This is a genomic window from Thiobacillus thioparus DSM 505, from assembly GCF_000373385.1.
Classification (GTDB): Bacteria; Pseudomonadota; Gammaproteobacteria; order Burkholderiales; family Thiobacillaceae; genus Thiobacillus; species Thiobacillus thioparus.
This window is the reverse complement of the sequence record NZ_KB891317.1, coordinates 274417-299842: the sequence shown is the minus strand read 5'-3', so window position 1 is coordinate 299842 and position 25426 is coordinate 274417. Positions and strand designations below refer to the sequence as shown.

Here is a 25426-nt window from a genome sequence, read left to right as displayed (position 1 = left end):
TGTTTACGCCTCCGCCTTTGCTACTTTGTTGACCACCTGGATGGCGCGCAATGCCGCCGCGGTGGCCGATTGCACGGCACGGTTCACGTCCAGCGCATTCGACGCGCAACCGGCGCCGAACACGGCGCCGTTGGCCGGGTCGGCTTCGATGAAACCGCTCGAATCGGCGACGATGTGGCCGGGAATGTTGATGCCCTTGACCGAGGGCTCCATGCCCACCGCCAGCACCACCAGGTCGTGCGGCGTGGTGTAGCGCTTGTAGCCTTCGGTATCGACGCCATGGCACACGGCGTTGCCGTGCTCGTCTTCGGTGATCTTCGCGACCTTGGACTTGATGAAGGTGACCGAGGGATCGGCCTGCACTTTCTGGTAGAAATCCTCGAAGCGGTCGATGGCGCGAATGTCGATGTAGTAGATGGTCGACTTGCCGTCTTCCGGATACTTCTCGCGCACGTAGTGCGTCTGCTTCAGCGACGCCATGCAGCAGATGCGCGAACAGTGGCGCAGGTGGTTCTCGTCGCGCGAACCGGCGCACTGGATGAAGGCGATGTTCTTCGCTTCCTTGCCGTCGGACGGGCGCAGGATCTTGCCGCCGGTGGGGCCGTGGATGTCGGCCAGGCGCTCGAATTCGACGCTGGTGATGACGTTCTTGAAGCGGCCGTAGCCGTAAGGCTGAATCTTCGCCGCGTCGTAGGGCTGCCAGCCGGTTGCCCACACCACAGCGCCGGCCTTGACCTGGATCGTCTCCTCTTTCATGTCAAGGTCGATCGCGCCGTATTTGCAGGCGGCCTTGGCCTTGTCCGCATCGGGGGTACCGATGATCGCGGGGTCCAGCACATAGCGCTGCGGGTAGGCCATCGCGTTCGGCAGGAAGGCGGCCTTGTGCTGGCCGAGGTTGTAGTTGAACGGGTCGTCCACCATCGTCTCGACCGCGCGCCCGCAATCGCCGCAGGCGGTGCAGTTCTCGTTCACGTAACGCGGCTTGACCTTGACGGAGACGGTGTAGTTGCCCGTGCTGCCTTCGATGCCGGTCACTTCGGCCAGCGTCAGCACGCGCACGCGGGGGTTGTTCTTGAGGCGGCGCAGGTTGATTTCCAGACCGCAGGTGGGGTGGCACAGCTTGGGGAAGTAGCGATACAACTGGGAAGTCCGGCCGCCCAGTGCGGGATTTTTCTCAACCAGGACGACGTTCTTGCCGGTTTCGGCCGCTTCGAGCGCGGCAGTCATGCCGGAAATCCCGCCGCCCACCACGAGAATCGTCTCGTTGGTCGCAACATGCTCCGTCATTGTTGTTTCCTCCATCCGATGGATGCAAAATCATTTGAAACCGCCCGAAAAGCCACCACGGACGGTCGGGCGTTTCGCCCATAAGTGAATCCCTGAAATGGTACTCCGAAGGCCATGCCCGCCGCCACGGCCAAGTGCGCATTCTCAATCGAAGTTTTCTATGCGGGAATAAGGGGAAGTGTTTTTAGCCGGACGTGCTGGCTGTATTTGATACCCAGGGTGGGACAATACGTAGTTACGTCCATTTCCATTTCATGGTTAAATTTTTATCCGGCATTTGAAAAGTTCGCGGCAAGCGCCGCCCCCCACGCCGCCGGTACCCGGGGCAGCCCGACCAACGCGCGAAATGCTGAGACATAGGCCGGCCGGCCGCGCGAAATAGCTTAAAATTGCGGCTTGCTTCATATCCGCTAGTCCTCCCGATGGAATCCACTCCAACCGCGCCGGCTCAACCCGGCGACCCGGCTTTGGTGCGCGACGTCAAGAAACGCCGCACCTTCGCCATCATTTCCCACCCCGACGCGGGCAAGACCACGCTGACCGAGAAACTGCTGCTGTTCGGCGGCGCCATCCAGATGGCCGGCACGGTCAAGGCCAAGAAGAGCGGCAAGTTCGCCACCTCCGACTGGATGGAGGTCGAACGCGAGCGCGGCATTTCGGTGGCCAGCTCGGTGATGCAGTTTTCCTATGGCGACTGCGTGTTCAACCTGCTCGACACCCCCGGTCACAAGGACTTCTCGGAGGACACCTACCGCGTGCTGACCGCCGTTGACGCCGCCATCATGGTGGTCGACGCCGCCAAGGGCGTGGAGGAACAGACGATCAAGCTCTTGGAAGTGTGCCGCCTGCGCGACACGCCCATCATCACCTTCATCAACAAGATGGACCGCGAGGTACGCGAGCCGCTGGAACTGCTCGATGAGATCGAATCGATCCTGAAGATCCACTGCGCACCGGTGACCTGGCCGATCGGGATGGGCAAACGCTTCCATGGCGTCTACCACCTGATCCACGACGAGATCCTGCGCTTCAAGGCCGGCGAGGAAAACGCCGACCAGCAGTTCGAGTCGCTACAGGGGCTGGGCGATGCCGCGTTGCGCGAGATGTTCCCGCTCGAAGCGGATACCCTGCTGTCCGAAATCGAACTCGTGCGCGGCGCCGGCGCCACCTTCGATCTCGACGACTTCCTCTCCGGCAAGCAGACTCCCGTCTTCTTCGGTTCCGGGATCAACAACTTCGGCGTGCGCGAAGTGCTGCGCGCGCTGTCCGACTGGGCGCCGTCGCCGCTGCCGCGCGAAGCCATCGAGCGCACGGTCGACCCCACCGAGCCCAAGTTCACCGGCTTCGTGTTCAAGATCCAGGCCAACATGGACCCGCAGCACCGCGACCGCATCGCCTTCTTCCGCGTCTGCTCCGGCCGCTACACGCCCGGCATGAAAGTACGCCACCGCCGCACCGGCAAGGACATGAAAATCGCCAACGCGGTCGTCTTCATGGCCAACGAGCGCACCCGCATGGAAGACGCCGTGGCCGGCGATATCATCGGCATCCACAACCACGGCCAGCTGCACATCGGCGACACCCTCACCGAAGGCGAGGCGCTGCAATACAAGGGCATTCCCTACTTCGCCCCCGAACTGTTCAGTCGTCCGCGCCTGCGCGACCCGCTGCGTGCCAAGCAGCTGAACAAGGGGCTGCTGGAACTGGGCGAAGAAGGCGCGGTGCAGGTGTTCGAACCCTTCGCCGACAACACGCTGCTGATCGGTGCGGTCGGACAATTGCAGTTCGAAGTCGTCGCCCATCGCCTGAAAACCGAATACGGCGTCGACGCCAGCTTCGAAAACGCCGGCATCTATACTGCGCGCTGGGTCACCTGCCCCGACGCCCAGCATCTGGCCGAATTCACCAAGGCCAATTCGCTCAAACTGGCGAAGGACGTCGATGGCAACCTGGTGTATCTGGCGGATACGCGTGTGAACCTGAGTCTGGCGCAGGAGCGCTGGCCCAAGGTCGCGTTCCACGATACTCGGGAGCATGGGCAGGTGATGAGTTGACCTGGACGGGCCGGCCTGGCCTGTCGTCCCGAAGACGCAGCCGCTACAGCGCCCACCCCGCCAGTTCCAGCGCCCCGCGCACCACTGCCGCCACGGCAAGCGCCACGCCGATGGAAAGCGCGACCGAATAGAGCGCGTCGCGCCGGCCCAGCAGCTTCAGCATCATGGCGAAGGTGGACACGCAGGGCACGTAAAAAGTCAGGAACACCAGGAAGGTGGCAATCTGCGTGGTGTCGAGCACGCTGGCCAGTTCCTGCGTGCCGAGCGCCTGGAACACCATGAGCAGCGACAGCTCCTTGCGCAGCACGCCGAACAGGATCGGCACCCCAAGCGCCACCGGCAGCCCCAGCCACCATACCGTCACCGGCGTGAGCGCGAGATTGACCCAGGCATCGGCACCGTAATGGCTCAGCAGCGCCAGCACCACGCTGCCCGCCACCAGGAGCGGCAGCACGATGGTGACGATGTCGCGGCTGCGCTCCCAGGTATTGGCCAGCAAGGCGCGCAGGGTGGGCACGGCGTAAGCGGGAATTTCCTGGATCATGCCGGGTGTGGTTTCGGGATAGCGGCGTTTCAGGAGCTTGCCGACCAGGCTGACGACGACAGGGGCGAGCATGAAGAGGGCGAACACGCCGAACCCGCCGAGGTACTTGCCGCCCACTGCCAGGATGATGGCCGAGCGCGCCGAACACGGCAGGAAGGTGATCAGCAGCGAGGCCACCGTGCGGTCACGGCCGTGGGTGACGGCCGCGGTCGCGGCCAGCGCAGGCACGTTGCAGCCCAGCCCCATCAGGAATGGCAGGGCGACGCCGCCGTGCAGTCCCAGCCGATGGAAACCGCGATCGACCACGAAGGCCACGCGGTGCATGATCCCCGATTCCTCCAGCCACACCAGCAGCAACACCAATGGAATCATGTAGGGAATGACGATGCCGGCGAGGCCGATGAAGCCGTCGAGCACCGCGCGGCCGAGCACGCCCGCGAGTTCGGTCGGCTGCCACGGCTCGGCCCACGCAATCAGGCGCGCGACCGTCAGACTGTCGAGCACGGCGCTCACCTCGAACACGAACAGCAGCACCAGCGCGAACACCGCCAGCGTGCCGACGAAGCCCCAGCGCGGATGCAGGAAAAGATCGTCGGCCCACACCTGCCAGCGCGGCGGCGCGCCTTCCTGGCCGGGGCGGGTCGCCGCCTCCGTCAGCAGGGCGGCGCGGTGATGGCGGTCGGCATGCAGCTCCTCCGCCAGCCGGCGTGGCAAGGCGGCGTCGGCGATGGCGCGCGCGGCGAGCAAGGCCGCGTAGTGACCGGGGAAGTGCGCCTGCAATTCCTGCGCGAAATAGCCGTCGTTTTCCGCGAGCTGCAGCGTCAGCAAAGTCTCGGGGACTGCGAAGGCCGCCGCCACGTCCGGCTGGCGGGCGATTTCGGCAATGGCTCGCAATTGCGCTTCGATGTGCGCACTGTAGGGCGGAGCCGCCGGATGCGGCTGCAGGAATCTTGCTTCGCGGGCGACGTGCACCACGGTGGTATACAGATCGGCCAGGCCGATGCCCATGTGTGCCACGGTCGGCACCACCGGCGCGCCCAGCTGGGCCGACAGGGCGCGCACATTGATGAAACGCCGTCTGGCACGCGCTTCGTCCATGCGGTTGAGCGCAAACACCATCGGCCTGCCCAGCTGCATCAGTTCCAGCGCGAGCTCGAGATCGCGTTCCAGCGCCGTGGCATCCATCACCACCAGCAGCACGTCGGGGGCGGCAAACCTGTTGTCGGGCTGATGCGCTTCGTGCTGCGCGATGGCCGGCCAGCGGTCGCCCCACAGCAGATACTTCAGCGTCACACAGGCGTCCGCATCCAGATGGTGCAGGCCGCCGATGGCGGGCAGGGCAACCAGGGAAATCTGGTCGATCCCCACTTCGACCAGGCATTCCTCATACGCAGGCCCGATGCCGGCCAGACGCTCGTGGTGCGTGGACGTGCTGGCGGCCGCACGAAAAATGCTGTGCTTGCCGCTGCCGGTGCGGCCGACGATGGCCACGCGAGGGCGCCTGGCACCGCGCAGCCCGGGACCGTGAAGGGGAAAGCTATGCGGGGGCGAAACCATGAGTTGAAAACGCTCAGCTTTCCCTGAACAAACGGATCGCCTCGTCCAGTCGTTGCACGGCATGCACCGTCATGCCGGCGATCTTCTGCTTGGGCTGGTTGGCGGCTGGCACGATGGCCTGTGTGAAGCCGAGCTTGGCGGCTTCCTTCAGGCGTTCCTGTCCGCGCTGCACCGGGCGGATTTCGCCGGCCAGGCCGACTTCGCCGAACATCACCAGCTTGTCGGGCAGGGGCTGGCTTCTGAGCGAGGATACGATGGCGGCGAGCACGGCGAGGTCGGCGGCGGGTTCGCTGATCTTCACACCACCGACCGCGTTGACGAACACATCCTGGTCGAAGCAGGCAATGCCGGCGTGGCGGTGCAGCACGGCCAGCAGCATGGCGAGCCGATTCTGTTCCAGGCCGACGGACAGGCGGCGCGGACTCGGCGCATGGCTGGAATCGACCAGCGCTTGAATCTCAACCAATAGCGGACGCGTGCCTTCCTGCGTCACCAGCACGCAGGAACCGGGCACCGGCTCGCCGTGGCGCGACAGGAAGATCGCCGAGGGATTGGAGACGCCCTTGAGGCCTTTCTCGGTCATCGCGAACACGCCGATCTCGTTGACCGCACCGAAGCGGTTCTTGAACGCGCGCACGAGCCTGAACGACGAGCCGGTGTCGCCCTCGAAATACAGCACGGTGTCGACGATGTGCTCGAGCACGCGCGGACCGGCGATGGCGCCTTCCTTGGTGACATGGCCGACGAGGATGATCGCGGTGCCGGTCTGCTTGGCGTGGCGCGTGAGCTGCGCTGCGCATTCGCGCACCTGTGCCACCGAGCCTGGCGCCGAGGTCAGCGCCTCGGAATACACGGTCTGGATCGAGTCGATCACCGCGACCTCGGGCTTCATCTCGGCCAGTTGTGCGAGGATGGCTTCGAGCCGGATCTCGGGCAGTACCGGCAGGTTGGTCTCAGGCAGGGAAAGCCGCCGTGCGCGCAGCGCAACCTGGCGCGCCGACTCCTCGCCGCTGACGTAGAGCGTTTTCAGATTGCCGGATAGACCAGCCAGGGCTTGTAAAAGCAGCGTCGACTTGCCGATGCCGGGGTCGCCGCCGATCAGCACCACCCCGCCCGGCACCAGCCCGCCGCCAAGCACGCGGTCGAGCTCGCCGATGTCGGTGGCGATGCGGCTTTCCTCGGAGGCCTCGACGTCATGCAGGAATTGCGCGGTGCTGGTCGCCGCCAGTCCGGCGAAGCGCGGCTTGGCCGACTCGGCGATGGTTTCGACCAGCGTGTTCCAGGCATTGCAGGACGGGCACTGGCCTTGCCACTTGGGCGACTGTCCACCGCATTCGGTACAGGTGTAGATCGTCCTGGTTTTGGCCATCCGTTAACCCGCTACTTACGCGGCGGGGAATACACCCGTCGACAGATACCGGTCGCCGCGGTCGCAAACGATGGAGACGATGACGGCGTCCTGAATGTCTTTGGACAGCTGCAGGGCTGCCCACAGCGCGCCGCCGGACGAGACGCCGGCGAAGATGCCTTCCTCGCGCGCCATCCGGCGCGTGGTTTCCTCTGCATTCAACTGGCTCACATAGATCATGTGGTCAACCCGGTCGTAGTCGCAGATCTTCGGCACGTATTCATCCGGCCACTTGCGGATGCCTGGAATCTGCGAGCCCTCGGTCGGCTGCACGCCAACGATCTGGATCGCCGGATTCTGTTCCTTGAGGTAACGCGAACAGCCCATGATGGTGCCGGTCGTGCCCATGCTAGAAACGAAGTGGGTGATCCTGCCCTGCGTGTCGTGCCAGATCTCGGGCCCGGTGGTGCGGTAGTGCGCCTCGGGATTGTCGGGGTTGGCGAACTGGTCGAGGATCTTGCCGATACCCTGTTTCTCCATGGCGATCGCCAGATCGCGCGCGCCTTCCATGCCGGCCTCCTTGCTCACCAGCTGCAATTCGGCACCGAACGCACGCATGGTCTGCTGGCGTTCGATCGAGGCATTCTCGGGCATGAGCAGGATAAGCTTGTAGCCGCGCATGGCTGCCGCCATCGCCAGCGCGATGCCGGTATTGCCGCTGGTCGCTTCGATCAGCGTATCGCCGGGCTTGATCTCGCCGCGCGCCTGCGCGGCGTCGATCATCGAGAGGGCCGGGCGGTCCTTCACCGAGCCGGCAGGATTGTTGCCTTCGAGCTTGACGAGAATGATGTTGCTGGTCGTGCCGGGCATGCGCTTCAGGCGCACCAGCGGCGTGTTGCCAACCGTATCCTCGATGGTCTTGTAGGTACTCATGTCTTCAACAGGTGTTCGATGTAGCGGGAAGTGCCTTCTTCCACGCTGTAGAAGGGCGCATCATACCCCGCCCCGCGCAGCGCGGAGATATCGGCCTCGGTATAGCTCTGGTATTTGCCCTTGAGCGCGTCGGGAAAAGCGATGTAGCTGACGAGGCCCTGGGCCTGCATCTGCTCCAGCGTCAAGGCCGGCTGGCCTTCGGATGCCCGGCAGGCGTTCACCGCCGCCACCGCGACATCGTTGAAGCTCTGGCAGCGCCCGGTGCCGACGTTGAAGATGCCCGACACATCCGGGTGGTCGAGGAACCACAGGTTGACGCGCACTACGTCCTCGATCGAGACGAAATCGCGCCGCTGCTCGCCGTTGGGGTAGCCGTCGCAGCCCTCGAACAGCTTCACCCTGCCCTCGGCGCGGTACTGGTTGAAGAAGTGGAACGCCACCGAGGCCATGCGTCCCTTGTGCTGCTCGCGCGGGCCGTAGACGTTGAAATAGCGGAAGCCTGCGATCTGCGCCGTGCGGTCGTTCCAAAGACGGCGCACGCTCTGGTCGAACAGGAACTTGGAATAGCCGTAGACGTTGAGCGGCGACTCGAACTCACGCGATTCGGAGAACACGCGCCCGGCGCCATAGACGCTCGCCGACGAAGCATAGAGGAACTGTGCGCCCTCATCCTGGCAGAACTTGAGCAGCGCGCTGGAGTAACGGTAGTTGTTCTCCATCATGTAGCGGCCGTCGGTTTCCATGGTGTCGGAGCACGCGCCTTCGTGGAAGACCGCCGCCACGGCGCCGTCGAGCACGCCCTCCTCGACCAGGTCGAGGAATTCGGCCTTGTCGAAATAGTCGGCGATCTCGCAGTCGGTCAGGTTCCTGAACTTGTCGGCCTTGGTCAGGTTGTCGACCGCGATGATGTTGGTCTCGCCGTGCGCGTTGAGCGCCTTGACGAGGTTGGCACCGATGAATCCGGCGGCACCGGTGACGACGGTGTACTGGCTCATGCTTCTTCTCCAAAGACTTCGTCCGCAGTCGCGACAGCGGTGCCGAACTTGCCGACCACGATGCCCGCCGCCCGGTTGGCCAGGCGCACTGCCTCGACCCCGCTCGCGCCAGCAGCCAGGGCCACGGCATAGGCTGCGATGACGGTGTCGCCGGCGCCGGAGACATCGAACACTTCCTGTGCCCGGGTGGCCTCGTGGTGCGCGCCAGTGGCGTCGAACAGGCTCATGCCTTCCTCGCTGCGCGTCACCAGCAGCGCATCCAGCTGGAAGCTCGCGCGCACCGCCGCGGCTTTGTCGGCGAGTTCGGCCTCGGTTTTCCAGCTGCCGGCCACGTCGCGAAATTCGCTGCGGTTGGGCGTGATCAGGGTGGCTCCAGTGTAGCGTGCCCAGTCGTCGCCCTTGGGGTCGACCAGGATGGGCTTGTTCGCCGCGCGCGCCAGCTCGATCATGCGCGTGACATGCGTCAGCCCGCCCTTGCCGTAGTCCGACAGGATCACCACGTCGCAGTCGGTCAGCAGCTGCGCATAGGCTTCCAGCTTGGCAGCCAACACCTCGTGACCCGGCTGGGTCTCGAAGTCGACGCGCAGCAGTTGTTGCTGGCGTCCGATGACGCGCAGCTTGGTGATAGTGGAAAACGCCGGGTCTTCGTGCAGATGCACGGTGAACGACTCGGCCTCGAGCAGCGCTCGCAGGGCCTGCCCGGCCTCGTCGCACCCCGCCACCGACAGCAGCGTGACCTGCGCACCCAGCGCCGCGGCATTGCGTGCCACGTTGCCGGCGCCGCCGATGCGGTCTTCGTTGCGCGTGACATGCACCACCGGCACCGGCGCCTCGGGCGAGATGCGCGAGACGTCGCCGAACCAGTAGCGGTCCAGCATCACATCGCCCACTACCAGGATGCGGGCGCGGCGGATGGCGTCACGCAAGGACATTACTGGCGTCCGATCGGCAGATAGTCGAATCCCATCTCGCGCATCGCCTGCGGCTCGTAAAGATTGCGGCCGTCGAACACCAGCGGCGTCTTCAGCAGCGCTTTCATGGTGTCGAAATTGGGGCTGCGGAAGACCTTCCACTCGGTGACGATCAGCAGCGCGTCGGCGCCTTTCAGTGCATCCATCGGGCTGTCGACCAGCAGCAGGTCGGCACGCTCACCGTAGATGCGGCGCGTTTCCTCCATCGCCGCCGGATCGTAGGCCGACACGCTCGCGCCCATCGCCCACAGCGCTTCGAGCATGGTGCGGCTGGGCGCCTCGCGCATGTCGTCGGTATTCGGCTTGAACGCCAGACCCCACATGGCAAAGCGCTTGCCCTTCAGGTCTTTTCCGAAGCGGGCGGTCAGCTTGTTGATCAGGATGTGCTTCTGCGCGTCGTTGGCCTCTTCCACCGCATCGAGCACGCGCAAGGAGATGCCGTTTTCCTGGCCGGTGCGGCGCAAGGCCTGCACGTCCTTGGGAAAGCACGAACCCCCGTAGCCGCAGCCGGCATACAGGAAGTGATAGCCGATGCGCGGATCGGAGCCGATGCCATGACGTACCTGCTCGATGTCGGCGCCGAGTTTCTCGGCCAGTACGGCCAGCTCGTTCATGAAGGAAATGCGCGTCGCCAGCATGGCATTGGCGGCGTACTTGGTGAGTTCGGCACTGCGCACGTCCATCACCGTCAGACGGTCGTGGTTGCGCTGGAACGGCGCGTAGAGCTGGCGCAGCAAGGCCGTGGCGCGTTCGCTGTCGGTGCCGATGACGATGCGGTCTGGCTTCATGAAATCGTCCACCGCCGCCCCTTCCTTCAGGAATTCGGGATTCGATGCGACGTTGAATTCGATGGCTACGCCGCGCTTGGCCAACTCCTCCGTGAGCGCAGCACGCACCTTGTCGGCGGTGCCGACCGGCACGGTGGACTTGTCGACCACCAGTTTGTAGTCGCCCATGTGGCGGCCGATGTTGCGCGCCGCGGCCACCACATATTGCAGGTCGGCCGAGCCGTCCTCGTCCGGCGGGGTTCCGACGGCGATGAACTGGATCTGGCCAAAGGCCACCGACTCCTCGATGTCGGTGGTGAAGGACAGCCGGCCGGCGGCGACGTTGCGCTTGACCATGTCCTCCAGCCCTGGCTCGTAGATCGGGATGCCGCCGGATTTCAGGATCTCGATCTTGTTGGGGTCGACGTCGAGGCACAGCACCTCGTTGCCGACTTCGGCCAGACAGGTCCCGGTTACCAGGCCCACATAGCCCGTTCCAATTACCGTGATTTTCAAAGCGTCTTCTCCCTAAGAATTCTGTATGTCGGACTGTATCTGTTTGAGCGCAGCCAGCGGATCGGCCGCGGCGGTGATCGGACGCCCGATCACCAGGTCGGTCGCGCCGGCACGTAGTGCCTCTTCCGGCGTCATCACGCGGCGCTGGTCGCCCACTTCCGCGCCGGCCGGTCGGATGCCCGGCGTCACCAGGCGAAAATCCGCGCCCAGATCGGCGCGCAGCATGGACGCTTCCTGCGCCGAGCAGACCACGCCATCCAGCCTGCAGGCCCGGGCCAGATGCGCCAGACGCAACACCTGATCGGCCGGCACATCGGCCACGCCGACCTCGGCCAGATCCTCGGCGCGCATGCTGGTCAGTACCGTCACGGCAATCAGCAGCGGCCGCTGCGCGAGGCCTGCCAGCGCGTCCTGCGCCGCCGCCATCATGCGGCGTCCGCCCGAGGCATGGACGTTCAGCATCCACACACCCAGTCCCGCTGCCGCCTTGCAGGCCGCCGCCACCGTATTGGGGATGTCGTGGAATTTCAGGTCGAGGAATACGTCGAACCCGCGCGCCACCAGCGCGCGCACCAGTTCCGGCCCGGCCACGGTGAACAGCTCCTTGCCCACCTTGAGCCGGCACAGCGTCGGATCGAGTTGGCCTACCAGCGCCAGCGCCGACGCCGCGTCGGCAAAATCCAGCGCCACGATGATCTTGGTCGAATTCACGCCATCCCTTCCACTTACCACTGACTGCTCCCCACTCACGCTTCTCCTTCGCTCCGCTCGGGATCGAAGCTGTCCCAGCGCCCGCAGGCCGGGCAGCGCCAGAAGAACTGTTTGGCCTTGAAACCGCAACTGCCGCATTGGTAGCGCATCATGCGCTGGCTATGCGCAGCCACCAGGTTTTTTTCCACCTGCAGCAGTTCGCGCACCTCAGGCTCCGCATTGACGAGCTCGGCTTCGAGCAGGCGGTCCAGCGTGCGCAGGCTGGGATTGCGCCGCAATTCCTCGCGCGCAAGCTGGCTGGCTGCAGTGGCGCCTTCGATTTCGGCTACTGCCAGATACAGCGCGTTGAACACGTCCGGCGATGGCTGCCGGGCATACAGGGCGCGCAGCCACTGCACGCCTTCTTCCAGCCGCCCCAGCTGGCGATAACTGCCGAGTACGCGATCCACCACCAGTGCCATGTGCGCCGCACTTTGCGTTTCGACCAGGCGCCAGTCTGCGATGGCGGCCTCGTGCCGTCCCGCCGCCGCGTCGAGGTCGCCCGCCATCAGGTTGGCGCGCACCGACTGGCGGTTGCTGGACAGCGCCTGCTGCAATTGGGCGGCGGCGGCTTCGGAATTGCCCCGGGCCGATTCGAGCAGCGCCAGTTCGCAATGGAAATGGGCGATGTCGGCGTTGAGCGGCTTGCTGGTGTCTTTTTCCAGTACATGGGCGGCGTCGATGGCCTTCTGCCAGTCTTTCTCCTGCACGTAGATTTCCAGCAGATAGGTGCGTGCCAGACCGTGCTGTGGCGTTTTCAGCAGCCTCGTGAACACCTGCTCGGCGCGATCGAGCAGGCCCGCCTTGAGGTAATCCTGGCCCAGTTCGCTCATCGCACGCAGACGCTGCTCCTCGGCCAGGCCTTCGCGCTCCAGCAGGTTCTCGTGCATGCGGATGGCGCGATCGAGTTCGCCGCGCCGGCGGAACAAGCCGCCCAGCGCAAAGTGCAGGTCGATGGTTTCAGGTTCGAGCTTGACGACTTCCAGGAAGGCTTCGATAGCCTTGTCGGGCTGCTCGTTGAGCAGAAAATTCAGACCGCGGAAATACGAGTTGGGCAACGCACGCGATTCGGTCACCACCTGCCGGATGTCCACTCGCGCAGCCAACCAGCCCAGCACGAAAAACAGGGGAAACGCCAGTAACCACCAGAGCTCGAATTCCATGGGGTTTATACGACGGGCAGGTCGGTTTGCGTGACCGTATCCAGTTCGACCGCCCGCAGCTTGCGGCCCAGTTCGCGCCGCAAGCGGAATAGCGTGGGCAGCAAGGCGAGCACCCCGATCAGGGCGCCGAGGATGAACGCCAACCCCAGCATGACGATCAGCGGCGCCTGCCACACATAATCCAGATAGGAATAAAAAGTCACGCTATGGCTGTTTTTCAGGGCAAAGCCCAGCACCAGCAGAAAAACCAGCAGTTTCGCCAGCAGGCCCAGATAGTGCGTGAAATTTTTCATGTATATACGCCAGGAAGTTCGCCCATTTTACCCGCGCGGCGCCAATCGCCAAAGAAAACGGCGCCTTGCGGCGCCGTCTTGTTGGTCTTGCTGTCCTTGACCGGATCTAACGGCCGCGGGCCGGCCATGAATGCGAAGGCGCCGAAGCACCTATAACATCGCACGCGCCCGCCACCACCACGCCTAGAGCGGAAAATCCACCCGGTCGCGCAACTCCTTGCCGGCCTTGAAGTGCGGCACATACTTGGCCGGCACCTGCACGCGCTCGCCAGACTTGGGGTTGCGCCAGAGACGGGCGGGACGAAAGCTCAGACTGAAGCTGCCGAAACCGCGGATTTCGATACGCTCCCCGCGCGACAGGTTTTTCGCCAGCGCATCGAGGATCGTTTTCACCGCCATTTCGATATCCGCAACCGAAAATTGCGAATGCCGCGCCGCCAGTTGAGCAATCAGCTCGGACTTGGTCATGGATTACTCGGCGTTCTTGTTATCGAGCTTGGCTTTCAGCAGTGCGCCGAGGTTGGTCGAACCGCTGGCCGCCGCTGCGGATTCGGCCGAGAATTTCTTCATCGCCGCATCCTGCTCGGTCATGTCCTTGGCCTTGATCGACAGGTTGATCACACGGTTCTTGCGGTCCACGTTGATGATCATGGCCTCGATCTCGTCGCCTTCCTTGTAGTGGCTGCGCATGTCTTCGACGCGGTCGCGCGAGACTTCGGATGCACGCAGGTAGCCTTCCATGTCGCTGTCCAGCTGCACGGTGGCGCCCTTGGGCTCCACGGTCTTGATGGTGCCCTTGACGATGCTGCCCTTCTCGTGGCCCGACGCGTAGCTGGTCAGCGGATCGCCTTCGAGCTGCTTGATGCCGAGCGAAATGCGCTCGCGCTCGAGGTCGATACCGAGAACCACGGCTTCCACGTCCTGGCCCTTGCGGAAGTTGCGCACGGCTTCTTCGCCGGGCACGTTCCACGACAGGTCGGACAGGTGGACCAGGCCGTCGATGCCGCCGGGCAGGCCGATGAACACGCCGAAGTCGGTGATCGACTTGATCGCGCCGCTGACCTTGTCGCCCTTCTTGTGGTTCATCGAGAAATCTTCCCACGGGTTCGACTTGCACTGCTTCATACCCAGCGAGATGCGGCGCTTGTCCTCGTCGATGTCAAGCACCATGACTTCGACTTCGTAGCCCAGCTGGACAATCTTGGAGGGGCTGACGTTCTTGTTGGTCCAGTCCATCTCGGAGACGTGCACCAGGCCTTCGATACCCTCTTCAATCTCGACGAACGCGCCGTAGTCGGTCAGGTTGGCGACCTTGCCGAACATGCGGGTGCCCTGCGGATAGCGGCGTGCAATGCCAACCCACGGGTCATCGCCCAGCTGCTTGATGCCGAGCGACACGCGGTTCTTCTCGGTGTCGTAGCGCAGGATCTTGGCTTCCAGTTCCTGGCCGACGTGAACCACTTCGGACGGGTGCTTGACGCGGCGCCAGGCCATGTCGGTGATGTGCAGCAGGCCGTCGATGCCGCCCAGGTCCACGAACGCGCCGTAGTCGGTGATGTTCTTCACCACGCCCTTGACGATGGAGCCTTCCTTCAGGTTCTCCATCATCGCTTCACGGTCGGCACCCATGGTCTCTTCCAGCACGGCACGGCGCGACACCACGACGTTGTTGCGCTTGCGGTCGAGCTTGATGACCTTGAATTCCATTTCCTTGTATTCGAAGGGCGTGGTGTCCTTGACCGGACGCATGTCGACCAGCGAACCCGGCAGGAAGGCGCGCAGGCCGCCCACCAGAACCGTCAAGCCGCCCTTGACCTTGCCCTGTACCATGCCGGTGACGATGCGGCCTTCGTTCATCGCCGCTTCCAGATCCAGCCACGCGGCCAGTTTCTTGGCGCGCTCGCGCGACAGCTTGGTGGCACCGAAGCCGTCTTCGATCGACTCGATCGCAACGGCAACGAAATCGCCGACCTTGGCTTCGATCTCGCCCTGGTCGTTCTTGAATTCTTCGAGGGGAATCAGGCTCTCGGATTTGAGGCCGGCATTCACCGTCACGAAGTTGTGGTCGATGCCGACGATTTCGGCGGTGATGACTTCACCCTGGCGCATTTCCTGGTGCTCGAGGGATTCCTCGAACAGGGCGGCAAAGCTTTCCATGGACTCGGGGGCGGAAGCAGCGGTAGCAGTAGACATTAAAAACCTTCTTGTCCGTCGGTGAGGACGGGGTTAGTTGCACATCGCCAGCCTGCGGGCGCAGGTCTGACACGAGTAATACTTCTAATACTTCATTGCTTGCTGTGGTAGTGCGCCAGCACCGCCTGCACCGCCGACTCGATATCCATATGGGTCGTGTCGAGCAATAACGCATCCGGCGCGGGTTTCAGCGGTGCAACGGTGCGGGCGGAATCGCGCGCATCGCGGGCCTGCATATCCGCAACAAGGGCCGTTAGACTAGCAGAGTTCCCCTTTTCGATCAACTGCTTATAGCGCCGCTCGGCACGCGCCTCGGCACTGGCGGTGAGGAAGACCTTGGTCGCCGCATCGGCAAATACCACGGTGCCCATATCGCGCCCATCCGCCACCAGCCCGGGCGGCTGGCGGTAGGCGCGCTGGCGGTCGAGCAAGGCCGCGCGCACGCCCGGCAGGGCCGCCACTTTCGAGGCGCCCTCGCCCACCGCTTCGGCGCGGATCGCGTCGGTCACGTTTTCGCCCGCCAGCCAGACCGAGCCGTCGCGGAACGTTGCCGGCAAATGGCCCGCCAGTTCCGCCACGCGCGCCTCGTCGTCCAGCGCCACGCCATGCTTCATCGCCGACAGCGCGGTCAGCCGGTACAGCGCGCCGCTGTCGAGAAAGTGAAATCCCAGCGCGACTGCCACCCGTTCCGCCACGGTACCCTTGCCCGAGGCCGAGGGGCCGTCGATGGTGATGACCGGGATTGGGCTGGGCGCAGCGCTCATTGGGCGATCCCCGCAAATATCTTGAAATACGTCGGGAAGGTCTTATTCACACAGGCCGGATCGTTGATGCGCACCGGCACGCCGCCGAGTGTCGCCAGCGACAGGCACATCGCCATGCGGTGGTCGTCATAGGTATCGATGACGGCATTGGGGATGAGGTGTTCCGGCGGCGTGATGCGGATGAAGTCGGCCCCCTCCTCCACCGTCGCGCCGACCTTGCGCAGTTCGGTCGCCATCGCGGCAATGCGGTCGGTCTCTTTCACCCGCCAGCTGGCGATGTTCCTGAGCGTGGTCGGGCCGTCGGCGAACAGCGCCGTCACCGCCAGCGTCATCGCGGCGTCGGGAATGGCGTTGCAGTCGAGGTCGATCGCCTTCAGGCGGCCATTTCTGGGTGCTTGCGCCTCGATCCAGTTCGGCCCCATGTCGATCTGCGCGCCCATTTTCGCCAGCGCATCGGCAAAGCGCACGTCGCCCTGCACGCTGTCGCGGCCCACGCCCTGCACCCGCACGGGACCACCGCCGATGGCGCCCGCGGCGAGGAAATACGACGCCGACGAGGCGTCGCCCTCGACCCAGATTTCGCCCGGGCTCCGATAGCGAGCTGCCGCCGGCACGCCGAAGCCTTGCCAGCCGTTGCGCGCGATATCCACGCCAAAGCGGCGCAGCATCGCCAGCGTGATCCCGATATAGGGCTTGGAAATCAGCTCGCCCACGACTTCGATCGTGGTATTGCGCTGGCGCAGCGGCAGCGCCATCAGGAGGCCGGTGAGGAATTGGCTCGATACGTTGCCGCGCACCTCGGTGGTGTCGCCGGCGATCTCCGCCGGATGGATCTTCAGCGGCGGAAAACCCTCCTGGCCGAGATAGTCGATACGCGCGCCCAGCTTGCGCAAGGCGTCGACCAGATCGCCGATCGGCCGCTCGTGCATGCGCGCGACGCCTTTCAGCACATACTCGCCGCCCGACAGCGCGCACGCGGCGGTCAGCGAACGGAACGCCGTGCCGGCATTGCCCAGGAACAGCTCGGCCTGCTTGACCGGAAACGCGCCACCCACGCCGGTGATCTCGTAGTCGTCGGAATCGCTCACCCGCGCCACGCCGACCCCCAGCGCGCGCAGGGCATCGAGCATGACCCGGGTGTCGTCGGAATCGAGCAGTGCGCGCACGATGGTCGTGCCTTTCGCCAGCGCCGCCAGCAGCAACACGCGATTGGAAATGCTTTTGGAACCCGGCAGGCGTACCGTGCCGCGCGCCGCGGTGCTTGCGGGCAGATCGAGAAATTCCATCAAGAGTCCTGAGTCTTCATCCAGTGTTCGCGTGCCGTCCGGGCCCGCGAAAAAATCTTCAACAAGGCATCGCCATCTTCTGCATCGACTGCCTGGCGCAGAATCTGCAACGCGTCCAGATAGGTATCCAGTTCTGCCACCACCGCATCCCGGTTCGCCAGTGCAATGTCGCGCCACATCTCCGGGCTGCTGCCGGCAATGCGGGTGAAATCGCGGAAGCCGCTGGCGGCGAAGCGAAAGAAGGCGTCGCCGTCGGCACGCTGTGCCAGATCGTCCACCAGAGCAAATGCCGCGAGATGCGGCAGATGGCTCACCGCCGCGAACACGCGATCATGTTGCGCGGCGTCCAGCGTCTCGACCTGGGCCCCGACCGCTTCCCACAGCGCGCGAACCGTGGCAATCGCACCGGCGCGGGTCTCGGCCTGCGGCGTCAACACCACGCGCTTGCCCTGGTAGAGATCGGCACGCGCAGCGCCGGGCCCGCTTTGCTCGGAACCCGCGATGGGATGGCCCGGCACGAAATCGGCAAAACGCGTGCCGAGCGCGGCGCGTGCCGACTCGACGACAGTGAGCTTGGTGCTGCCGGCGTCGGTGACGATGGCACCGGGCTTCAGGTGTGGCGCCAGGTTTTTCAATACGGCTGCGGTCTCGCCCACCGGCATTGCCAGCAGGATGCAGTCTGCTTGCCCCGCCTCCGCCCAGTCGACGGCGCGGTCGATCAGGCCAAGTTCGCGTGCGACGGTGAGCCGTGCGGGATTCCGCCCGACACCCAGCACCTCGCCCACCGCACCCGCCTGTTTCAGTGCCAGCGCGAACGAACCGCCGATGAGTCCGGTGCCGACGATGGCAAGTTTGCCGACGATCACAGGCAGGCTCTCCGACCGCAAGGGTCAGGCCGTGGTTCTAAAGCCGCTGAAGCGGCAAGAACCACGCTCAGCGCGTCGAGGAAGCGGGTGTTCTGCCCGGCCAGCCCTACCGACACGCGCAGGAACTCGGGCAGGCCGTAATTGGCGACCGGTCGCACGATGACGCCGCGCTTCAGCAGTTCGGTGTTGATGCGCGCGGCGTCGCCGACTTTCGCCAGCAGGAAATTGCCCTTCGACGGCACGATGGCGACCTTCATGTCTGCCAGCCCGGCCGCCAGCTGCGCCATACCCGCTCTGTTCAGCGCGTAACTGCGCAACAGGAAGGCGATGTCGTCGAGCGCGGCTTCGGCGGCGGCAAGCGCAGGCGCGTTGACGTTGAAGGGATGGCGCACTCGGTTCAGGAGGCCGATGACGTCGGGATGCCCGACGCCGTAGCCGACGCGCAGACCGGCAAGGCCATAGGCCTTGGAGAAGGTGCGGCTGATCAGCAGATTCGGGAAACGCTCGATCCATGCGAGGGTGTCGCAGCGGTCTTCCGTCGGCAGGTATTCGCCGTAGGCTTCGTCGAGCACCACCAGCACCTGCGGCGGCACGGTTGCGAGGAAGGCCTCGATTTCCGCCCACGGCAGAAAGGTGCCGGTCGGATTGTTGGGATTGGCGATCCACAGCACACGGGTATCGTCGCGGATGGCCGCGCGCATCGCCGCGAGGTCATGGCCATAGTCCTTCGCCGGCACCGCGATGCCCTGCGCGCCCACGGTTTGCGTGGCGATCGGATACACCGCGAAGGCATGCTGCGCATAGACTGCGGAGGTGCCCGGCGCCAGGAGGGCGCGCGCCGCCATGTCCAGGATGTCGTTCGAGCCGTTGCCCAGCACGATCTGCTGTGCCGCAACACCCAGCTTCGCCGACAATTTCGACTTCAGCGCAAAACCGGCTCCATCGGGATACAGGGCCATGTCATGCAGTGCGTCCTGCGCCGCCGCCAGCGCCATGGGACTGGGGCCGAGCGGGTTCTCGTTCGACGCCAGCTTGACGATGTCGGCTTCGTCCAATCCCAGTTCGCGCGCGAGTTCGGAAATGGGTTTGCCGGGCTGGTACGGGGCGATCGCACGCACGTACGGCGGCGCGAATTCACAACAATTCATCACGAGGCGACGGGGTAGGAACCCAGAATCTTGAGGAAGGCGGCGCGCGTCTCGATTTCGGCAAGCGCTGCCGCCAGGTTCGCATCCTGGCGGTGGCCCTGGCAGACGACGAAGAAGAGGTATTCCCAGTTGCCCGAGCGCGCCGGGCGCGATTCGAGCTTGCTCATGGAGATGCCGGCGTCGGCGAGCGGCTGCAGCAGCTTGACCACCGCGCCCGGCTCGTTCTTCGTGCTCATCACCAGCGAGGTCTTGTCGCGACCCGAGGGCGGGGAATCGTTTTGCCCCAGCACCAGAAAGCGGGTGGTATTGCTGGCTTCGTCTTCGACGCGCGCTTCCACCACGTCAAGGCCATACAGTTCGGCGGCGGCTTCGCTGCCCAGCGTGGCGGCATCGGGTTCGGCCGCCGCGCGGCGTGCCCCTTCGCTATTGCTGACCACGCTGACGCGTTCGGCATTGGGGAGATGGCGAGCCAGCCACTGCTGGCACTGGGCAAGCGATTGCGCGTGGCCATACACGCGCTGGATGCCGCCCAGCCCGCCATGTTTTCTCATGAGCGTCTGATGGATCGGCAGCATGACCTCGCCACAGATCTTGAGCGTGCTGATGACGATGAGGTCGAGCGTGCGGCCGATCACGCCTTCGGTGGAGTTCTCCACCGGTACCACCGCAAAATCGGCACGCCCGGTTTCCACCGCCTGGAAGCAGGCGTCGATGTCGGCCTCGGCGAGCGCCTCGGCCTCGTGGCCGAAATGCTTGTGGACCGCCTGCTGGCTGAACGTGCCGGCCGGACCGAGATAGGCGATGCGCGTGGTCTGTTCCAGCGCGCGGCAGGCGGAAATGATCTCGCGGATCAGGCGCTCGATCGCATCGCCCGACAACGGGCCGGGATTGGTCTCGCGCAAGCGCCGCACGATCTGCGCCTCGCGTTCGGGACGGTAGATCTTCTCGCCGTTCTTGGCGCGCCCGACCTGCTGGGCGATGCCCGCCCGCTCCGAGATCAGCTGCAGGATCGCGTCGTCGATGCTGTCGATGCGCGCACGCAGCGCGCCCAGCTCGGTCGGCGCGCCCGGCGCGCTGTGTGCGTCGTCCGTCATGCCGGCAGGTAGCGTACGGCCAGCACCCCGGCAATCGCAGCAAGCTGCTGCATGACTGCAGCGGTGGCGGCGCTGTCGATGTCGACCAAGGTATACGCCATGTCGCCCTTCGACTTGTTGACCATGTTGTGGATGTTGAGTCCGGCGGCGGCGAGCACCGACGAAATCTGTCCCACCATGTTGGGCACGTTGGCGTTGGCAATCGCGATGCGGTACGCGGATTCGCGCGGCATGCTGACGTTGGGGAAGTTGACCGCGTTGAGGATGTTGCCGTTTTCCAGGTAGTCGGCGAGCTGTTCGGCCACCATCACCGCGCAGTTTTCCTCGGCTTCCTCGGTCGAGGCGCCCAGATGCGGCAGCGCCACCGCCTTGGCGTGGCCCTTCAGCGCGTTGGCCGGGAAGTCGCAGATGTAGGCGTGCAGCTTGCCGGCGTCGAGCGCCTCGATCACGGCGGCATTGTCGACCACGCCTTCGCGTGCGAAATTGAGCAGCACCGCGCCGGGACGCATCACGGCGATGCGCTGGGCGTTGACGAGATTGCGGGTGGCGTCCAGCAGCGGCACGTGCAGGGTGACGAAGTCGGCCATGCGCAGCACGTCCTCGACGCTCTCCGCACGCCTGACCTGCGACGGCAGCCGCCACGCGGCGTCGACCGTGATCGCCGGATCGAAGCCGACAACGTTCATGCCGAGCTTGATCGCCGCCTCGGCAATGTAGGAACCGATCGCGCCGAGCCCGATCACGCCCAGCGTGCGGCCCGGCAGCTCCATGCCGGCGAACTGCTTCTTGCCCGCCTCGGTCGCCTTGTGCATCTCCTCGTCGGTGCCCGAAAGTCCCTCGACGAATTTCAACGCCGGCACCAGGTTGCGCGCGCCCAGCAGCATGCCGGCGATCACCAGTTCCTTCACCGCGTTGGCGTTGGCACCGGGCGCGTTGAACACCGGCACGCCGCGTTCCGACAGCTTCTTCACCGGGATATTGTTGGTTCCTGCGCCGGCACGCGCGATCGCGCGCACCGAGGCGAGGATGTCCATCTCGTGCATGTTGGCCGAGCGCACCAGGATGCCGTCCGGGTCGGCTACGTCGCCCCCGACCGTATAAGCCTCCGGCAGCCGCGCCAGTCCGCGCGCGGAAATGGCGTTCAGCGTGAGAATCTTGCGCGGCTCAGCCATGGCTTTTCTCGAACTCGCGCATGCAGTCGACCAGCGCACGCACGCCCTCGATCGGCATGGCGTTGTAGATCGAGGCGCGCATGCCGCCCACCGAGCGGTGGCCTTTCAATTGCAGCAGGCTGCGTTCCTTGGCGAGCTTGAGGAAGGCCTCGTCGAGCGTGGAATCCTTCAGGGTGAACGGCACGTTCATCAGCGAGCGGTTGTCCTTCGCCACCGGCGATGCGTAGAAGTCGGTCGCATCGAGATAGTCATACAGCAGGCTGGCCTTCTCGCGGTTGGTCTTCTCCATCGCGGCGAGGCCGCCGCGCACCTTCAGCCACTTGAACACCAGCCCCGCCGTGTACATGGCGAAGGTGGCCGGCGTGTTGTACATCGAGTCGTTGTCGGCGTGGATCTTGTAGTCGAACATGGTCGGGGTGCCTTTCAGCGTCTCCCCGATCAGGTCGTCGCGCACGATGACGATGGTCAGTCCGGCCGGGCCGATGTTCTTCTGTGCGCCGGCGTAGATCAGGCCGAATCTCGACACGTCGATCGGGCGCGACAGGATGGTCGACGACATGTCGGCCACCAGCGGCACGCTGCCAGTCTCCGGCGTCCAGAACATCTCCACGCCGCCGATGGTCTCGTTGGGCGTGTAGTGGACGTAGGCCGCGTTGGAATCGAGCTTCCACTGGGCCTGCGTCGGCGCGTAGCTGAAGTTCTTGTCCTCGCTCGTCGCCACCACGTTCACCGCGCCATATTTCTTCGCTTCCTTGATGGCCTTTTTCGACCATTCGCCGGTGTTGAGGTAATCGGCGCCGGTTTTGCCGCGCAGCAGGTTCATCGGCACCATGGCGAACTGGCTGGACGCGCCACCCTGCAGGAACAGGACCTTGTAGTTGGCGGGGATGCCCATCAGTTCGCGCAGGTCGGCTTCGGCCTCGGCGGCGATGCCCATGAACTCCTTGCCGCGGTGGCTCATTTCCATCACCGACATGCCGGAACCGTGCCAGTCGACCAGCTCGGTTTGCACCTGTTGCAGCACATCCTTGGGCAGCACGGCCGGGCCGGCACTGAAGTTATAGATCGTCATGCGTGTATCCCCTTCATTCCTCTTCGTTGTCGGTTTCAGCCAGTTTTTCCAGGCTGATCAGCGTCTCGCCCTTGTCCAGGTTGATCAGCGTGACGCCTTGCGTGGCGCGGCTCATGGCCCGGATCTCCTTGACCCGGGTGCGGATCAGCACGCCGCCGGTGGTGATCAGCATGATCTCGTCGTCTGGTTTCACCAATGTTGCAGCCACCACCTTGCCATTCCGTTCGCTGGTCTGGATCGCAATCATGCCCTGCGTCGCACGCGCGTGTCGGGTGTATTCAGCGATCGGCGTGCGCTTGCCGAAGCCGTTCTCGGTCGCGGTCAGCACGAAATCGTTCTCGTCCTCGGCCACCAGCAGCGAAATCAGCTTCTTGCCCTTGGCGAGCTTCATGCCGATCACGCCGCGCGCGGTGCGGCCCATCGGGCGCACGTCGTTCTCGTCGAAGCGCACCGCCTTGCCGCCGTCGGAGAACAGCATCACATCGTGGCGGCCGTCGGTGATCGACGCGCCGATGAGGAAATCGCCCTCGTCCAGCCCCACCGCGATGATGCCGGCGGTGCGCGGACGCGAGAAGTCGCTCAAGGGCGTCTTCTTGACAATGCCGTTGCTGGTCGCCATGAAGACGTATTGATCGTCGTCGAAGGTCTTGACCGGCAACAGCGCGTTGATCTTCTCGCCATCTTCCAGCGGCAGCAGGTTGACGATGGGCTTGCCGCGTGCCGCACGGCCGCCCTGCGGCACGTTGTAGACCTTGAGCCAATACAGCCGGCCACGGTTGGAGAAGCAGAGGATGTAGTCGTGGGTATTGGCGATGAACATCTTCTCGATGAAGTCTTCATCCTTGGTGCCCGCTGCCTGTTTGCCTCGCCCGCCGCGCTTCTGCGCACGGTAGTCGTCGATCGGCTGCGACTTCATGTAGCCGCCGTGCGACAGCGTGACGACCATCTCTTCCGGCTTGATCAGGTCTTCCATCGACATGTCCTGCGCGTTCTCGACGATGGCCGAGCGGCGCGCGTCGCCGAACTGCTCCTGCACCTGGGTCAACTCCTCGCGGATGATCTGGGTGATGCGCGAAGGATTGGCCAGGATGTCGAGCAGGTCGGCAATCTTCGCCATGATCTCCTTGTACTCGCCGATGATCTTGTCCGACTCGAGGTTGGTCAGGCGCTGCAGCTGCATTTCGAGGATGCGTTGCGCCTGTATCTCGGACAAACGGTAGCCGTCGGCATGCAGGCCGAACTCGGGGCCGATGTTCACCGGACGCGAATATTCGGGGTCGATGCGCGCCAGCATCTCCTCGACCATTGCCGACTTCCAGGCGCGGCCAAGCAGGCGCTCCTTGGCGATCACGGGGGTTTCCGAGGACTTGATCAGCTCGACGATCTCGTCGACGTTGGCCAGCGCCACGGCGAGGCCTTCGAGGATGTGGCCGCGTTCGCGCGCCTTGCGCAGATCGAACACGGTGCGGCGGGTGACGACTTCACGGCGGTGGCGCAGGAAGGCGTCGAGCATTTCCTTCAGGTTGAGCAGGCGCGGCTGGCCCTCGATCAGCGCCACCATGTTCATGCCGAAGGTGTCCTGCATCTGCGTCTGCTTGTACAGATTGTTCAGGATCACGTCGGCGTTTTCGCCACGCTTCAGCTCGATGTAGACGCGCATGCCCGACTTGTCGGACTCGTCGCGCAGGTCGGCAATGCCGTCGATCTGCTTCTCGCGCACCAACTCGCCGATCTTGATCAGCAGGTTGGCCTTGTTCACCTGGTACGGCAGTTCGTCGATGATGATCGCCTGCTTGCCGCCCGCCTTGTCGAGGTCCTCGACGTGGCAGGTGGCGCGCATCACCACGCGGCCGCGGCCGGTGCGGTAGCCGTCACGCACGCCGGAGAGGCCGTAGATGATGCCGGCAGTCGGGAAGTCCGGCGCCTTGACGATGGCGATCAGCGACTCGATGTCGATCTCGGGGTCGTCCAGCAGCGCAAACAGCGCGGTGCAGATGTCGGTGAGGTTGTGCGGCGGGATGTTGGTCGCCATGCCCACCGCGATGCCGGACGAGCCGTTGATCAGGAGGTTGGGGATCTTGGTCGGCAACACCAGCGGTTCCTGCTCGGATCCGTCGTAGTTGGGGCCGAAGTCGACCGTTTCCTTGTCGAGGTCGGCCAGCAATTCGTGCGCGATCTTCGACATGCGAACTTCGGTATAACGCATCGCCGCCGCGTTGTCGCCGTCGACCGAGCCGAAGTTGCCCTGGCCGTCGATCAGCGGGTAGCGTAGCGAAAAGTCCTGCGCCATCCGCACCATGGTGTCGTATACCGCGGTATCGCCGTGCGGGTGGTATTTACCGATGACGTCGCCGACCACGCGCGCCGACTTCTTGTATGCCTTGTTCCAGTCGTTGCCCAGTTCGTTCATCGCGAACAGCACGCGACGATGTACGGGCTTCAGGCCGTCGCGCACGTCCGGCAGCGCACGTCCGACGATCACGCTCATGGCGTAATCGAGATACGACCGCCTCATCTCCTCTTCGAGGCTGACCGGGAGGGTTTCCTTGGCAAACTGTTCCATAACCGGTTTTTTATTTATTCAGGCTTTAAAGCACGCGATTTTAGCATGGCCGGGAGGCTCGGCCGCCTTTGCCAAACCACGGCCAAACAG

The 25426-nt window shown here is 64.5% G+C and carries 21 protein-coding genes; 1 reads left to right on the top strand and 20 read right to left on the bottom strand.

The features are described 5' to 3' along the window. Positions 1-3: 3 nt before the first annotated feature. Entirely contained in the window at positions 4-1287 is a 1284-nt protein-coding gene (locus B058_RS0107145; RefSeq protein ID WP_018507797.1) for a CoB--CoM heterodisulfide reductase iron-sulfur subunit A family protein, read from the bottom strand. 422 nt (positions 1288-1709) lie between these two features. Here B058_RS0107145 and B058_RS0107140 point away from each other — a divergent pair, with 422 nt between their 5' ends. After that, positions 1710-3341, top strand: a complete 1632-nt coding sequence (locus B058_RS0107140) for a peptide chain release factor 3 (RefSeq protein WP_026240725.1) — start codon at positions 1710-1712, stop codon at positions 3339-3341. A gap of 43 nt (positions 3342-3384) precedes the next feature. Here the strand turns inward: B058_RS0107140 and B058_RS0107135 are convergent, their stop codons facing one another. The 19 genes from B058_RS0107135 to gyrA all read right to left on the bottom strand — a co-directional run bounded on the left by B058_RS0107135 (position 3385) and on the right by gyrA (position 25336). Then, on the bottom strand, positions 3385-5376 hold the full coding sequence (locus B058_RS0107135) for a ferrous iron transporter B (RefSeq protein ID WP_018507795.1): 1992 nt from the start codon (positions 5374-5376) through the stop codon (positions 3385-3387). 79 nt (positions 5377-5455) lie between these two features. Continuing rightward, entirely contained in the window at positions 5456-6811 is a 1356-nt protein-coding gene (gene radA, locus B058_RS0107130; protein ID WP_018507794.1) for a DNA repair protein RadA, read from the bottom strand. Positions 6812-6826: 15 nt separating this feature from the next. Continuing rightward, positions 6827-7723 carry a cysteine synthase CysM gene (gene cysM / locus B058_RS0107125; RefSeq protein WP_018507793.1) on the bottom strand — a complete coding sequence of 299 codons (897 nt, stop codon included), beginning with the start codon at positions 7721-7723 and terminating at the stop codon, positions 6827-6829. Continuing rightward, complete coding sequence (rfaD, locus tag B058_RS0107120; RefSeq protein WP_018507792.1) at positions 7720-8718, bottom strand: ADP-glyceromanno-heptose 6-epimerase; 999 nt, start codon at positions 8716-8718, stop codon at positions 7720-7722. The genes cysM and rfaD overlap by 4 nt, the downstream gene beginning before the upstream one ends. Then, a complete protein-coding gene (gene rfaE1 / locus B058_RS16585; protein ID WP_018507791.1) occupies positions 8715-9650 on the bottom strand; it encodes a D-glycero-beta-D-manno-heptose-7-phosphate kinase in 936 nt (311 codons plus the stop codon). Before rfaE1 ends, rfaD begins: the two co-directional genes overlap by 4 nt. Further along, the gene (locus B058_RS0107110) at positions 9650-10972 is read right to left on the bottom strand and encodes a UDP-glucose dehydrogenase family protein (protein WP_018507790.1); all 1323 of its coding nucleotides are present in this window, start codon (positions 10970-10972) and stop codon (positions 9650-9652) included. The genes rfaE1 and B058_RS0107110 overlap by 1 nt, the downstream gene beginning before the upstream one ends. A gap of 12 nt (positions 10973-10984) precedes the next feature. Continuing rightward, positions 10985-11683 carry an orotidine-5'-phosphate decarboxylase gene (gene pyrF / locus B058_RS0107105; protein ID WP_018507789.1) on the bottom strand — a complete coding sequence of 233 codons (699 nt, stop codon included), beginning with the start codon at positions 11681-11683 and terminating at the stop codon, positions 10985-10987. Between the two features lie 35 nt (positions 11684-11718). Further along, a complete protein-coding gene (gene lapB / locus B058_RS0107100; RefSeq protein WP_018507788.1) occupies positions 11719-12885 on the bottom strand; it encodes a lipopolysaccharide assembly protein LapB in 1167 nt (388 codons plus the stop codon). A 5-nt stretch (positions 12886-12890) separates the two neighbouring features. Next, positions 12891-13178, bottom strand: coding sequence for a LapA family protein (locus B058_RS0107095; RefSeq protein WP_018507787.1), 288 nt, complete (start codon positions 13176-13178; stop codon positions 12891-12893). A gap of 183 nt (positions 13179-13361) precedes the next feature. Further along, the gene (locus tag B058_RS0107085; RefSeq protein WP_018507785.1) at positions 13362-13646 is read right to left on the bottom strand and encodes an integration host factor subunit beta; all 285 of its coding nucleotides are present in this window, start codon (positions 13644-13646) and stop codon (positions 13362-13364) included. Positions 13647-13649: 3 nt separating this feature from the next. Beyond that, positions 13650-15371, bottom strand: coding sequence for a 30S ribosomal protein S1 (rpsA, locus tag B058_RS0107080; protein WP_026240723.1), 1722 nt, complete (start codon positions 15369-15371; stop codon positions 13650-13652). A 92-nt stretch (positions 15372-15463) separates the two neighbouring features. Further along, positions 15464-16135 carry a (d)CMP kinase gene (gene cmk / locus B058_RS0107075; protein WP_018507783.1) on the bottom strand — a complete coding sequence of 224 codons (672 nt, stop codon included), beginning with the start codon at positions 16133-16135 and terminating at the stop codon, positions 15464-15466. Then, positions 16132-17421: a 3-phosphoshikimate 1-carboxyvinyltransferase gene (aroA, locus tag B058_RS0107070; protein ID WP_018507782.1), complete on the bottom strand. Its 1290-nt coding sequence runs from the start codon at positions 17419-17421 to the stop codon at positions 16132-16134. Before aroA ends, cmk begins: the two co-directional genes overlap by 4 nt. Beyond that, positions 17421-18287 (bottom strand): prephenate dehydrogenase, encoded by an 867-nt coding sequence (locus B058_RS0107065; protein WP_018507781.1) that lies wholly within the window; start codon positions 18285-18287, stop codon positions 17421-17423. Before B058_RS0107065 ends, aroA begins: the two co-directional genes overlap by 1 nt. Next, entirely contained in the window at positions 18284-19435 is a 1152-nt protein-coding gene (gene hisC, locus B058_RS0107060) for a histidinol-phosphate transaminase (RefSeq protein ID WP_026240722.1), read from the bottom strand. Before hisC ends, B058_RS0107065 begins: the two co-directional genes overlap by 4 nt. Beyond that, complete coding sequence (gene pheA / locus B058_RS0107055; RefSeq protein WP_018507779.1) at positions 19435-20529, bottom strand: prephenate dehydratase; 1095 nt, start codon at positions 20527-20529, stop codon at positions 19435-19437. Before pheA ends, hisC begins: the two co-directional genes overlap by 1 nt. After that, on the bottom strand, positions 20526-21701 hold the full coding sequence (locus B058_RS0107050) for a phosphoglycerate dehydrogenase (protein WP_018507778.1): 1176 nt from the start codon (positions 21699-21701) through the stop codon (positions 20526-20528). The genes pheA and B058_RS0107050 overlap by 4 nt, the downstream gene beginning before the upstream one ends. Further along, a complete protein-coding gene (gene serC, locus B058_RS0107045; RefSeq protein ID WP_018507777.1) occupies positions 21694-22773 on the bottom strand; it encodes a 3-phosphoserine/phosphohydroxythreonine transaminase in 1080 nt (359 codons plus the stop codon). The genes B058_RS0107050 and serC overlap by 8 nt, the downstream gene beginning before the upstream one ends. 13 nt (positions 22774-22786) lie before the next feature. After that, the gene (gene gyrA, locus B058_RS0107040) at positions 22787-25336 is read right to left on the bottom strand and encodes a DNA gyrase subunit A (protein ID WP_018507776.1); all 2550 of its coding nucleotides are present in this window, start codon (positions 25334-25336) and stop codon (positions 22787-22789) included. Positions 25337-25426: the final 90 nt, after the last annotated feature.

Excerpts from the sequence above, each read along its gene's own strand:
- B058_RS0107145 (WP_018507797.1), bottom strand. The coding sequence starts at position 1,287 with ATGACGGAGCATGTTGCGACCAACGAGACGATTCTCGTGGTGGGCGGC.
- B058_RS0107140 (WP_026240725.1), top strand. The coding sequence starts at position 1,710 with ATGGAATCCACTCCAACCGCGCCGGCTCAACCCGGCGACCCGGCTTTG.
- radA (WP_018507794.1), bottom strand. The coding sequence starts at position 6,811 with ATGGCCAAAACCAGGACGATCTACACCTGTACCGAATGCGGTGGACAG.
- cysM (WP_018507793.1), bottom strand. The coding sequence starts at position 7,723 with ATGAGTACCTACAAGACCATCGAGGATACGGTTGGCAACACGCCGCTG.
- rfaD (WP_018507792.1), bottom strand. The coding sequence starts at position 8,718 with ATGAGCCAGTACACCGTCGTCACCGGTGCCGCCGGATTCATCGGTGCC.
- rfaE1 (WP_018507791.1), bottom strand. The coding sequence starts at position 9,650 with ATGTCCTTGCGTGACGCCATCCGCCGCGCCCGCATCCTGGTAGTGGGC.
- lapB (WP_018507788.1), bottom strand. The coding sequence starts at position 12,885 with ATGGAATTCGAGCTCTGGTGGTTACTGGCGTTTCCCCTGTTTTTCGTG.
- B058_RS0107095 (WP_018507787.1), bottom strand. The coding sequence starts at position 13,178 with ATGAAAAATTTCACGCACTATCTGGGCCTGCTGGCGAAACTGCTGGTT.
- B058_RS0107085 (WP_018507785.1), bottom strand. The coding sequence starts at position 13,646 with ATGACCAAGTCCGAGCTGATTGCTCAACTGGCGGCGCGGCATTCGCAA.
- rpsA (WP_026240723.1), bottom strand. The coding sequence starts at position 15,371 with ATGTCTACTGCTACCGCTGCTTCCGCCCCCGAGTCCATGGAAAGCTTT.
- cmk (WP_018507783.1), bottom strand. The coding sequence starts at position 16,135 with ATGAGCGCTGCGCCCAGCCCAATCCCGGTCATCACCATCGACGGCCCC.
- aroA (WP_018507782.1), bottom strand. The coding sequence starts at position 17,421 with ATGGAATTTCTCGATCTGCCCGCAAGCACCGCGGCGCGCGGCACGGTA.
- hisC (WP_026240722.1), bottom strand. The coding sequence starts at position 19,435 with ATGAATTGTTGTGAATTCGCGCCGCCGTACGTGCGTGCGATCGCCCCG.
- pheA (WP_018507779.1), bottom strand. The coding sequence starts at position 20,529 with ATGACGGACGACGCACACAGCGCGCCGGGCGCGCCGACCGAGCTGGGC.
- B058_RS0107050 (WP_018507778.1), bottom strand. The coding sequence starts at position 21,701 with ATGGCTGAGCCGCGCAAGATTCTCACGCTGAACGCCATTTCCGCGCGC.
- serC (WP_018507777.1), bottom strand. The coding sequence starts at position 22,773 with ATGACGATCTATAACTTCAGTGCCGGCCCGGCCGTGCTGCCCAAGGAT.
- gyrA (WP_018507776.1), bottom strand. The coding sequence starts at position 25,336 with ATGGAACAGTTTGCCAAGGAAACCCTCCCGGTCAGCCTCGAAGAGGAG.